This is a genomic window from Lentzea pudingi, assembly GCF_014646255.1.
Classification (GTDB): Bacteria; Actinomycetota; Actinomycetes; order Mycobacteriales; family Pseudonocardiaceae; genus Lentzea; species Lentzea pudingi.
Genome location: NZ_BMNC01000017.1, coordinates 25,125 through 36,630 on the forward strand (window position 1 = coordinate 25,125; position 11,506 = coordinate 36,630).

Below are 11,506 nucleotides of genomic sequence, written 5' to 3' on the forward strand. Positions count from 1 at the left end.
ACATTAGGGCGAACGGGTTGTTCACGGTCATGTGTTGGCCGCTGAACAAAGTTCTCTGAACAATGACGGGATGCCGAGACGGGAACGCCCTCTCGACGAGGGCGAGAGCGGTCTCCTGCGGTTCGCGGCGGACCTGCGCCGGCTGCGGGAGCGTGCGGGCAGCCCCACCTACCGGGAACTGAGCCGGCGGGCGCACTACTCGGCGGCGGCGCTGTCGGAGGCGGCCGGCGGGCGGAAGCTGCCGAGCCTCGCGGTGACCAAGGCGTACGCGAAGGCCTGCGACGCCGACCCGGAGGAGTGGGCGCGGCGGTGGCGTGCCGTCGCCGAGTCGGAACCCCATGCGGCCAACGACAGTCCGTACGTCGGGCTCGCGATGTTCCAGCCCGGTGACGCGCCGAGGTTCTTCGGACGCGAGCGGCTGACGGCGGAGCTGCTCGGCACGAAGAACCGCTTCACCGGCGTGTTCGGACCGTCCGGTGTGGGCAAGTCCTCGTTGCTGCGCGCGGGTTTGATCGCCCGCACCCGCGAACCGGTGCTGCTGTTCACCCCCGGCGCGAACCCCGTGGAGGAGTGCGCGCTCGCGCTCGCCCGGCTCACCGGCGGCGAGGCGGTCGCGCTCGCTGACGCCCTGGCGGACCCGGGCGAACTCGTTCGCACGCATCGACATCTCGTGGTCGTGGACCAGTTCGAGGAGCTGTTCACGTTGTGCCGCAACGAAGAGCTCCGCCAGTGGCTGATCACGGCGCTCCTCGGCTGCCCGAAGGTCGTCATCGGCGTCCGCGCCGACTACTACGGCCACTGCGCGCGGTATCCCGAACTGGTCGAGGCCCTCGAAGGCAGCCAGCTCCTCGTCGGTCCCATGACGCCCGACGAGCTCCGGCTCGCCATCACCGAACCCGCCGCGGTCGTGGGGGCCAAGGTCGAGACCGCGCTGCTGGCCCGGCTCATGGCCGACGCGGTGGGGCAGGCGGCCGTGTTGCCGTTGCTGTCGCACGCGCTCGCGCAGACCTGGCAGCACCGGCGCGGCATGACGCTGACCCTCTCCGGCTACGAGGAGGTCGGCGGTCTCGACCACGCCGTCGCCCGCACCGCGCAGGACGTCCTCGACGGGCTGTCCCCGGCAGGACGGGAGCAGGCGAGGCGGATCCTGCTGCGGCTCGTCACCGCCGACGACACCAAACGCCGCGCGCACCAGTCCGAACTCGAGGCCGACGACGAGGTGCTGTTCGCGCTGGCCGCGGCGAGGCTCGTGGTGATCGACCGCGACGGCGTCGAGCTGGCGCACGAGGCGTTGATCCGCGGCTGGCCCACGTTCCAGCGCTGGGTCGAGGAGGACCGCGCGAACATCAAGGCGCAGCGCGAGCTCACGCACGCCACGCAGACGTGGGAGTCGCTCGACCGCGACGCCGGCGCGTTGTGGCGGGGCCGCCGTCTCGCGAACGTCCCGGCAGGACTGTCGCTGAACGCCGCCGAACGCGCCTTCCTCGCGGCGAGCCTGGCCGCGGAGGAAGAGGTCTCCGCGAGTGCCCGAAGACGCACGCGCCGTCAGCGCCAGCTGCTCGCCGCCCTGGTGGCACTCGTGGTCGTCGCCGTCAGCTCCACCGTCTTCGCGCTGCGGGCGAGCATCGCCGCCGACGAGCAACGCGCCAACGCCGCCGTGCTGAGGGCCGTGGGGGAGGCCGCCGCACTGCGTTCCACGAACCCCGCCCTGGCCCAGCAGGTCGCGCTCGCCGCCTACCAGCTCGTGCCGCTGCCCCAGGCGCGCAACAGCCTCCGGCAGGAGGACGTGCCGTCCCAGGTGCTGCGCGAGGCCCAGACCGAGGTCACCGCGCTCGTGGTCGGCCCGACCCAGCAGCAGGTCGCCGCCGGGCACCGCGACGGCACGGTCGTGCTGACGGCGCTGGACGACCTGCCGTCCCCGCGCACCTCCCACGAGGCGACCAGGCACGCTTCCGCCGTCACCGCGCTCGCGATGGACTCGACCGGCGGTCTGATCGCGTCCGCGGCCGAGGACGGCACCGTGCACGTCGTCGACGTCTCTCTCGGGAGACCACGCGAACTGTCGGTGCTTCCCGTGCGTGCGTCCGCGATCGCTTGGCAGGGCAACACTCTTGTCACCACCGACGGAGACGGCGCCCTGAGCTTCTGGACGGACCTGCGCGACGAACGCCCGAGGCTCTTCAGCACCATCCAGCTCGGCCTGGGCCCGCTGGCGGGCATGTCGTTCCGCCCGGACGGCCACGTCGTGGCCGCCGTCACCACCGGCCACGCCGTGCACCTCGCCGACGTCACCGACCCGCGTGACGTCAAGCTCCTGTCGCTGACCAGGCAGTTCGCCCGCAGTGCCCAGTTCGCCGGCGCGGATGGGCTGATGACCGCCGCGGGCACGGCCGTCCACCTCTGGGACACCACCGACCCGCGCGCCCCGGTCCTGCGCGCCGAGATCCGCACCGGCGGTGGTGAGGTCACGTCGGCCTGGCTCGGCGCCGGCCGGGTCGCGATCGCCACCGACGACGGCCTGGTGCGCCTCTGGCGGCTCGGTGACGGTGAACCGGTCGAGCAGGCCCTGCTGCGCGGGCACACCGGACCGGCCACCGCGGTCGGCCTGACACCCCGCGGTGACGACGTCGTCACGGGCGGTGCGGATCGGGCGGTGCGGCTGTGGAACGCCGACCCGCGCGACCCGGCGGTGAGGATCTGCGAGCAGGCCTTCCCCCGGATGAGCAGGGAGGAGTGGGAGCAGTACTTCGCCGGTGTCGAGTTCACCCCGCCGTGCCGGGACTGAAGCCGCAGCGTGTCGCAGGTGGAACGATCACGAAGAGCAGACCGGGGTGGTGGCTTGTTAGCGGGCCGTTAGACGCAGGGCGAACCTCTGGTGGACAATCCGGCCAGGAGGCGGCATGCCAAGAGGGGAACGTCCGCTGGGACCGGAGGACACCGCGCTGCTGCGGTTCGCCGGTGACCTGCGCAGACTGCGTGACCAGGCGGGCAAACCGAGCTACCGCGAGCTGGCCAGGCGCGCGAACTACTCGCCGACCGCGCTGTCCGACGCGGCCGGCGGGCGCAAGCTGCCCTCGCTCGCGCTGACGCTCGCTTTCGTGCGGGCTTGCGAGGCCGATCCGGCCTCCTGGACGAAGCGGTGGCGCGAGCTCGCCGTCGAACACACCCAGCCGCCGCACCCCGGCACGCCGTACCCCGGCGGCGAGCCCTTCACCGAGGACGACGCGAAGCGGTTCTTCGGGCGCGAGTGCCTCGTCGAGCAGGTCGTCGAGTCGGTCGGGGCCAAGCCCCTCACCGTCGTCCTGGGCGCCTCCGGGTCAGGCCGGACGTCGCTGCTGCGCGCCGGTCTGCTGCCCGCGCTGGACGACGCCGTGGTCATCACGCCGGGACAGGACCCGGTCCTGGACCTCGCACGGGCCCTCGCGGAGGTCTTCGAGAACACCACCGCCGACCGGCTGGCGCAGGAGTTCCGGGAGGACCCCGACCACCTCAGGCTGCGGATCCGCCAGCACCGCCCCGGCCTCGTGCTGCTCGTCGACGACTTCGAGCAGGCGCTGGACGCCCCCGAGTTCGTCGCCGCCGTCACCCGCTGCCCCCACGTCGTGCTCGCGGTGCGTGCCGACGGGCGGAAGCGGTGGCGCGATCTGGGCGTCGAGGGCACCGAGATCACCATCGAGCCGATGAGCGCGGACCAGTTGCGCCGCGCGATCACCGAACCCGCCGCCAAGATCGGCGCGACCGTCGAGACCGCCGTGATCGCGCGACTCGTCGCCGACGCCGCGAACCAGCACGCGCTGCCCCTGGTGCAGCAGGCGCTGGTCGAGACGTGGCGGCGCAAGCGCGGCATGACGCTCTCGCTCGCCGGCTTCGAGGAGTCCGGCGGCATCGAACACGTCGTCGTGCGGTCCGCGGAGACCTTGCTCGCCACCCTCGGCGAGACCGGCGAACGCGCGGCACGGCAGCTGTTGCTGCGGCTCGTCTCCGTGCGGCGCAACGGGATCGCGCAACGCCGCACCCGCCTGCTGGACGTCGACGCCCGCCTGCTCGGCCTGCTCGTGAAGGCCAGGCTGGTGACGCTCACCGAGGACGGCGCCGAGCTCACCCACGACGCCGTGCTGCGCTGGCCGAGGCTCGCCCGCTGGATCGACGAGGACCGCGAGAACCTGCGGACGCACCAGCAGCTCGTCACCGCGATCGAGCTGTGGGAGGCGAGCGACCGCGACCCGCTGGCGCTGTACCGGGGCGTCCGGCTGCGCAAGGCCAAGGAGCTCGGCGAGTTCCTGACGGTCGAGGAACGCCAGTTCGTCGCCAGGAGCGCCCGGCGCGAGACGCGCCGCTCGACGGCGTTGATCGCGGTCATGGCGGTGCTGCTCGCGCTGGTGCCCGGCACGGTCGTCTACGCCCTCTCGAACGAACGCAAGATCACCGAGATGAACGCGAGCGCGCTCGGCGGCAAGGCGCTGTCGCAGTCCGAGGCGCTGCTGGAGCAGCGGCGTCCGTACGCGGACAAGTACGCGCTGGTCGGCTACGACGTCAGCCCGTCGGCCGAGTCCGAGAAGGTGCTGCGGCTCGCGAGCGCCGTCGCGCGCGGCATCCCGTTCACCGGCACGCCCAAGGACGACGCGGACGTGGTGGTCGCCCCGCGCGGGGAGATGGCGGCGGTGACGGACGCGGACGGCACCGACCGGATGTGGACCATCGACGAGGACAAGGCGTCACCGGGCCAGAAGTTCGCCGACCGCCATCGGGTCGTGAAGCTCGCCGAACGCCGTGCCGTCACAAGGGACTTCAACGGCCAGGAACACCTGTGGTTCGTCAACGACGCGAACGACCTCACGTACCTGACGGCGTTGCCCAGCCGGTTCCGCACGCTCGACCTCAGCGCGGACGGCTCGCGGATCGTCGGCAAGGTCGGTGCCTCGGTCGAGGTCGGGCTCCCGACGCCGGACGAGTCCGAGTACGCGGAGCTCTACGACCTCAGTGACCCCCGCAGCCCCCGCAAGCTCCCGATGCCGGTGGGCAACCCCGGGACCGTCGCGCTGAGCCAGGACGGCCGCGAGCTCGCGACCGGCGTCTGGAACCAGGCCACCGGCACCACGACGATCGAGTTCTGGAGCATCGGCGGCACCGTCGAGTCCGCCGGGCCGCCGATGGCGCAGCACGCCTACGTCCGCGGCATCACCTACAGCGGTGACGGGCGCTGGCTCGCCGTCGAGCACTCCTCGCCGGAGTCGATCGTCGAGGTGTGGCAGCGCGTGCCGAGCGGAACGCCCGTGCTGCGCGCACGTCTGGACACGGCGTTGCGGGCCGGTGCCCGAGTCACGTTCTCCGACGACGGTCGCGTGGCCGTGGTCCGCGACAACGTCTTCGAGGTGCAGCAGCTCTACACGAACGACCGCCCCGCGGACCGGCTCGTGTACGTCGTCGGGCACGGCGGCTCGACGCGGGCGGTCTACCGGCCGCAGAACCGGGACTTCCTGGTGCGCGGCGGGGGCCAGGACCCCGAGCTGCTGCCCTACGACCTCGACACGGGACGCATCATCAAGAGGATGTGTGAAAAAGACGGAGCGAGGCTCACGGACTCCGAATGGGTGAAGAGCTTCGGCGAAGTGGAGCGCAGAGAGGTCTGCTGAACCGACGGCCATGTGACGGAACAAGCCGGAGTTGAGCGAGCACGCATTGTGAACTGGTGATGCACTCTCTAGGGTGACCGAGTGCGTGCGTTCACAAGGGGACTCATCGGCATAGCCGGGTTCCTCGCGCTCTGGGAGCTACTAGGGCGCTCACCCCTCATACCTGCACACGCGCTTCCGCCACCGTCCGCAGTGTTCGGTGAGCTCGTGACGCAGTTGACTTCTCCAGAGTTCCTCAGTCATGTCGTGGCAACGGTTTTGGCGGTGTTGATCGCGATCGCCATCGCCATCGCCATCGCGGTGCCGAGTGGACTGGTCCTCGGCAGCGTCCCTGCCGTACGCCACGCCACTCGGGCGGTCATCGAGTTCCTGCGCCCGATCCCTTCTGTGGCACTGATTCCGCTCGCGCTCGTGGTGCTGGGCTTCGGTCCGGAAACGAAGATCACGCTCGCGGTCTACGCGGCACTGTGGCCGATCTTGTTCAACACCATTTACGCGCTCGACGAACTGGACCCGCTGCTCGTTGAGACGTCACGGGTTTTCGGCACCGGACGCGTCGGTGTGCTGTTCCGGGTGGCGTTGCCGAGCGCGTTGCCGTTCGTCCTCACCGGAATCAGGCTCGCGGCGACCACCGCGCTGATCGTGATGGTGAGCGTGGAGCTCATGGCCGGGGCCCAGATCGGGCTCGGCTACTTCATCATGGAGGCCCGCAGCGGGCCCGGCCGGATGGACCAGGTGCTGGTCGGCACCGTGGTCGCGGGCGTGATCGGCGTCCTGCTGAACAACGGCCTCGAGCGCGTCCGCCGGCGTTGGGTGGCCTGGTGAACAAGTTCCTCCAACGGTGGACCGTGTTCGCCGGTCTCGTCGTCGTGTGGCAGGTCGCCGGGATGCTGGCCGAGGACCCGTTCTTCCCACCGCCGTCCGACATCCTGACGGCGGCCTGGGAGTGGTGGGTCCTCGAACCGGAGAACGTCACCGGGCACATCCTGCCGTCGATCGGCCGGCTGCTGTCGGGCTGGGCGATCGCGGCCGTCATCGGCATCTCGCTGGGCCTGCTGCTCGGCCGCTCCGACCGGGCGATGGAGTACGCGGGACCGCTGCTGGTGTTCATGCGCTCGATCCCGCCGCCCGCGCTGGTGCCGGTGTTCCTGCTGCTGTTCCGGGGCGGGACCTCGATGCAGCTCGCGACGATCGTCTTCGGCGTGATCTGGCCGGTACTGCTGAACACCGTGGACGGTGCCCGTTCCGTCGACGTGACCAAAGTGGACACCTCCGCAGTTTTCCGGATCCCGCGTCACCAGTGGATTCTGGGCGTCGTGCTGCCCGCCGCCTCCCCGAAGATCTTCGCGGGGCTGCGGGTGTCGCTCTCCCTCTCCCTGGTGCTGATGGTCATCTCCGAGCTCGTGGGCACGGACAACGGCATCGGCTCGCAGCTCATGGTGGCGCAACGCGAGTTCGACTACACGCGCATGTGGGCCGGCATCGTCCTGTTGGGCGTGCTCGGCTACGGACTCAACACCGTGCTTCTGGCGGTGGAACGCAGAGCTCTGGCTTGGCAACCAAGGAGCAGGGATGAGCAACATGCTTGAGGTGGCCGACCTAGGCCACACCTACGGCGACTACGAGGCCATCGGCGGTCTCACGTTCACCGTGCGCGCCGGAGAGTTGGTGTGCGTGGTCGGACCCTCCGGCTGCGGCAAGTCCACACTGCTGCGCACGATCTCGGGACTCATCGAGCCCTCCCGCGGCGACGTGTCCCTCAAGGGTTCCCACCTCGCGGTGGTGTTCCAGGACTACCAGCGTTCGCTGTTCCCGTGGCTCACGGTGCAGGGCAACGTGGAGTTCCCGCTGCGCTCCCTGCCGCGTGCGGAGCGCCGCGTGCGTGCCGCCGAGGCACTGGAGTGGGTGGGCCTCGGCGCTGCCGCGAAGAAGCGGCCGTGGCAGCTTTCCGGTGGCATGCAACAGCGTGTGGCGATCGCCCGCGCGCTGGCGTACCGGCCGGCGTTGCTGTTGATGGACGAGCCGTTCGCGTCCGTGGACGCGCAGACGCGGTTCGAGCTGGAGGACCTGTTGCTGCGCGTGCGCCGCGAGCACGACACGACGGTTCTCGTGGTCACGCACGACATCGACGAGTCGGTGTACCTGGGTGACCGCATCCTGGTGCTCTCCGGTTCGCCCGCCAAGCTGGTGGCGGACCTCGAGGTGCCGCTGCCCGCCGAGCGCGACCAGGTGACCACGCGCACCGACGAGGCGTTCGTGGCACTGCGGTCCAAGGTGGCGCGGTTGCTGAACGTCGGTGGCAAGCAGACGCTCGACGTCGAGAAGTGGGCCGCGGCGGAACGGGAATCGCTGAGCGAGACCGTGTCCACCTCGTCCTGACGGTCGTTCGAACGCAACTGAGCCCCGGACCGCAGCGGTCCGGGGCTCAGTTGCGTTCTCAGTGCCCGCAGGAGGGTGTGGGCACTGCGAGGGGGAGACGGGCGCCCGCGCTCGGGGGCAGAGCGCTCAGCCCCCGGTTCCCTTGTCCTGGCACGGCTCAGAGGTGGATGTCCACGTCGCCGTTGTTGTTGCCGATGCCGTCGTGCAGCAGGTCGATGTCGCCGATCTTCACGTCGTCGATGACCTGGCCGAGGTCGGTGTGCACGTCGCCGACCTCGGCGACGTCCTGCACGACGTTGTCGCTGACGTCCAGGACGTCCTTGACGTCCACGTCGCTGACGACGTTCTTGACCAGCACGTCGGTGTCCACGACGTCCTTCACGAGCACGTCCGTGTCGAGGTCCTTGACCAGCACGTCGGTGACGCCGTGCACGTCCGCCACGTCGGTCACGTTCGCGACGTCGGTGACCTTGGTGACGACCTCGTCGGCGTTGACCGCGTCGAGGGTGCCGGTCACGTCGCCGATGCCGTCGAAGTCCTTGACCAGCGCGGTGATGGCGGACGGGGAGGCGATGTCGGCGATGCCGCTGACGCCGTCCAGGTTGCCCGTGATGAGCTTGAGGCTGTCGACGGCGGTGATGTCGCCCGCCTCCGCCAGCACCTGGTCGAGCGCGTCGACCTTCACGACGGACGCGCTGTCGAGCACCAGGGGCAGGATCTCGTGGACGTCGACCGGGGAGATGTCACCCAGACCGGCGGCCTCGAGGGTGCCCTCCGGGTCGAGCTGGAACGCCTCGCGGGCGTCCAGGTCGCCGAGCAGGTCGAGGGTGAAGTCGTGCAGCGTCTGCTGGGTGCCCATGGGAACTCAAGCTCCTGATGCGGGAAACGGGGGGTGTCGGGATGAACCGTATGGATGAACGACACCCCCCAGCATCGGGAGTTGGCCCCAGATTGTGACGTGCGGAGGCCCCTAGGGGAACAGGGTCACCCGTTAGGGGTACCGGGTATTCACCCTCCAGGGCTGATTTTTTCCCTTCACGGACCGACGTAGTTCTCCGCGAACGTGGCCCGGTAGGCGGGGGACTCCGCCAGGTGCTCCAGCCTCGCCTGGGCCAACCGTCCGAAGAACGGGGAGCTCACGTCGGTGTGGATCATGTTCACCATCCACTGGGAAAATTCCTGTGCCCGCCAGATGCGACGCAGGCAGTCCTCCGAGTAGGTCTTGAGGCCGGTCTCGGATCCGGTGCCGTAGAAGTCGATAAGCGCACGTCCGAACGTTGCGGCGTCGTTCATGGCGAGGTTCATGCCCTTGGCGCCGACCGGGGTGATGATGTGTGCTGCGTCACCCAGGAGGTACAACCGGCCGTAGGACATCGGTTCGACCACATGGCTGCGCATGTCGAGCACGCGCTTCTCGATGATCTTTCCCTCGGTCAAGGTCCATGAAGATTCATGTAGTGCGAAGCGCTTGTGCAGCGCCTCCCAGACCTGTTCGTCGGACCAATCCGAGGGCTTTGTTCCGACCGGCACCTGCAAATAGAACCGGGACACTGTCGCGGAGCGCAACATGTGTCCGGCGAAACCGTCGTCCTGCAGCGCGTAAATGGTGGCTTTAGTCGACGGCGGGGCTTCGGCGAGAATCGTCAGCCACTCGATCCCGTGGTGGTGCGTGAATTCCTGCAACGCCCCTTCGGGAATGGAGGTCCGGCTCACGCCGTGGAATCCGTCACATCCCGCCACGAAGTCGCTGGTGATGGTCTCGCGGGTGCCGTCTGCGCTGGTGAAGGCCACCGAGGGGCTCGACGACGTCAGGTCGCGCAACTCCACGTCGCTGACCTCGAACCGGATGTCACCTCCGCTGTCCAGAAATCCCCCGATGAGGTCCTTGACGACTTCCTGCTGGGGGTACACGAAGTGTTCGCGGCCCCCGTAGAGGTCGCTGTACGACACCTGGAACGCCTTGCCGCTCACGCGGAATTCACACGTTCCGTGACGGTCTGCTTCCATCAGCAAACGATCTGCCAGACCGAGTGACTCCAACATGGTCACGGAGCGGTGCTCCAGGACTCCTGCCCGTGGCCGTGTTTCCACTTGGGATCGACTAGCTTTTTCGATCACGATGCAGTCGATGCCTGACTGCTGGATCAAGTTTGCCAAGGTCAGACCGGCCGGACCGGCGCCGACAACGGTCACGGAGCGCTTCAACTGGGATTCTCCTAGCCCTAGACCTGCTGTGCTTAGATGCTCACCGCAGGTAGTGGACTGGAACCTGCTCGTGTCGGTCAACTGGGGTCTTTTGGAGCAGCGTCATTACTCTGAGTGGTTGACCGTCGCGATCATTCCCCGCAACGACGACACCGCTCCGACAGGAGAGTGCTCCCGATGACTCGAAGAGTCCGCCGTATGGCCATCCGTGGCATCGCCCTTGCCACGCTGCTCGCCACCGTGGCGAGCTGTGGTGCGCTCGGCGGCAAAGAGCAAGCCCCTCCGGCCGATGCGAACAGCAGCGGTCCGGTCGAGAAGGCCAAGATCAGCCTGGGGGTCCTCCCGATCCTCGACGTGGCCTCCGTCCACGTGGCGATCAAGAAGGGTTACTTCAAGGCCGAAGGCCTCGAGGTCGACCTGAAGGTCATCCAGGGTGGAGCCGCGGCAATCCCCGGTTTGGTCAGCAAGGAGCTGGACTTCACGTTCGGCAACTGGGTCTCGTTCTTCGCCGCCCAATCGAAGGACGCCGCCAAGGCGGTCGACGGAATCAAGCTGATCTCCGACGGCTACCAGGCCAAACCCGACATGTTCCTGATCTTGGCCGCCGGTGACTCGGCCATCAAGAGTCCTGCCGACCTCGCCGGCAAGACCATCGCGATCAACACGTTCAAGAACATCGCGGAGCTCACCGCGAAGGCCACGCTCGAGGCCGCGAACGTGGACGTGAACTCGGTCAAGTTCAAGGAGATGCCGTTCCCGGACATGCAGGCCGCGGTCGCGAACAAGACCGTTGACGCCGCCTTCATGGTCGAGCCGTTCATCACCCGCGCCCAGCGTGCCGCCGGTCAGATCAAGGTGCTGGACGCCGCGTCCGGCCCGACCGACAACATCCCGATCGCGGGCTACGCCACCACCGGCGCCTTCGCCAAGGCGAACCCCAAGACCGTCGCCGCCTTCCAGCGCGCGATGGCCAAGGGCCAGGCGGACGCCACCGACCGTGCGACGGTCGAGCCGCTGCTCGTCGAGTACGCCAAGGTCGACAAGGAAACCGCAGGTCTTGTCCACTTCGGCGCCTTCCCGACGACGCTCGACGCGACGCGCCTGCAGCGCGTCGTCCAGCTGATGCAGCGGTACCAGATGCTGGACAAGGAGCTCGACGTCAAGCCGATGCTCATCCAGCCCTCCGGTAGTTGACGAACAGCGCGGGTGGCTGTGATCAGGCCGTGATCGCGGTCGCCCGCGCGATCGTTTCCTCCAGATGAATTATCGCGCGAGGGCCGTTTAGCCGC

At 68.8% G+C, this 11,506-nt stretch carries 8 protein-coding genes; 6 read left to right on the forward strand and 2 right to left on the reverse strand.

Translation table 11 applies throughout. The features are described from left to right. Nucleotides 1-70 precede the first annotated feature (70 nt). From IEY88_RS36695 to IEY88_RS36715, 5 genes are all read left to right on the forward strand, one after another. A complete protein-coding gene (locus IEY88_RS36695) occupies nt 71-2,785 on the forward strand; it encodes an nSTAND1 domain-containing NTPase (RefSeq protein WP_189159524.1) in 2,715 nt (904 codons plus the stop codon). Nucleotides 2,786-2,900: 115 nt separating this feature from the next. Then, complete coding sequence (locus IEY88_RS36700) at nt 2,901-5,633, forward strand: nSTAND1 domain-containing NTPase (RefSeq protein ID WP_189159525.1); 2,733 nt, start codon at nt 2,901-2,903, stop codon at nt 5,631-5,633. Nucleotides 5,634-5,879: 246 nt separating this feature from the next. After that, nucleotides 5,880-6,458 carry an ABC transporter permease gene (locus IEY88_RS36705; protein WP_308426041.1) on the forward strand — a complete coding sequence of 193 codons (579 nt, stop codon included), beginning with the start codon at nt 5,880-5,882 and terminating at the stop codon, nt 6,456-6,458. Further along, the gene (locus tag IEY88_RS36710) at nt 6,455-7,222 is read left to right on the forward strand and encodes an ABC transporter permease (protein WP_229694098.1); all 768 of its coding nucleotides are present in this window, start codon (nt 6,455-6,457) and stop codon (nt 7,220-7,222) included. The genes IEY88_RS36705 and IEY88_RS36710 overlap by 4 nt, the downstream gene beginning before the upstream one ends. After that, nucleotides 7,206-8,012, forward strand: coding sequence for an ABC transporter ATP-binding protein (locus IEY88_RS36715; RefSeq protein WP_189159527.1), 807 nt, complete (start codon nt 7,206-7,208; stop codon nt 8,010-8,012). Before IEY88_RS36710 ends, IEY88_RS36715 begins: the two co-directional genes overlap by 17 nt. 157 nt (nt 8,013-8,169) lie before the next feature. On the opposite strand, the gene IEY88_RS36720 is transcribed toward IEY88_RS36715, so the two are convergent. Both IEY88_RS36720 and IEY88_RS36725 read right to left on the reverse strand, forming a co-directional pair. Next, nucleotides 8,170-8,871, reverse strand: coding sequence for an IniB N-terminal domain-containing protein (locus tag IEY88_RS36720; RefSeq protein WP_189159528.1), 702 nt, complete (start codon nt 8,869-8,871; stop codon nt 8,170-8,172). Nucleotides 8,872-9,047: 176 nt separating this feature from the next. Further along, nucleotides 9,048-10,217 (reverse strand): 4-hydroxybenzoate 3-monooxygenase, encoded by a 1,170-nt coding sequence (locus tag IEY88_RS36725; RefSeq protein ID WP_189159529.1) that lies wholly within the window; start codon nt 10,215-10,217, stop codon nt 9,048-9,050. A 198-nt stretch (nt 10,218-10,415) separates the two neighbouring features. On the opposite strand from IEY88_RS36725, the gene IEY88_RS36730 reads away from it, so the two are divergent. Continuing rightward, on the forward strand, nt 10,416-11,411 hold the full coding sequence (locus IEY88_RS36730) for an ABC transporter substrate-binding protein (protein WP_229694099.1): 996 nt from the start codon (nt 10,416-10,418) through the stop codon (nt 11,409-11,411). Nucleotides 11,412-11,506: the final 95 nt, after the last annotated feature.

What these genes read in the sequence shown, in the direction of transcription:
- IEY88_RS36695 (WP_189159524.1), top strand. Translation starts at nt 71, where the DNA reads ATGCCGAGACGGGAACGCCCTCTCGACGAGGGCGAGAGCGGTCTCCTG.
- IEY88_RS36700 (WP_189159525.1), top strand. Translation starts at nt 2,901, where the DNA reads ATGCCAAGAGGGGAACGTCCGCTGGGACCGGAGGACACCGCGCTGCTG.
- IEY88_RS36715 (WP_189159527.1), top strand. Translation starts at nt 7,206, where the DNA reads ATGAGCAACATGCTTGAGGTGGCCGACCTAGGCCACACCTACGGCGAC.
- IEY88_RS36720 (WP_189159528.1), bottom strand. Translation starts at nt 8,871, where the DNA reads ATGGGCACCCAGCAGACGCTGCACGACTTCACCCTCGACCTGCTCGGC.
- IEY88_RS36730 (WP_229694099.1), top strand. Translation starts at nt 10,416, where the DNA reads ATGGCCATCCGTGGCATCGCCCTTGCCACGCTGCTCGCCACCGTGGCG.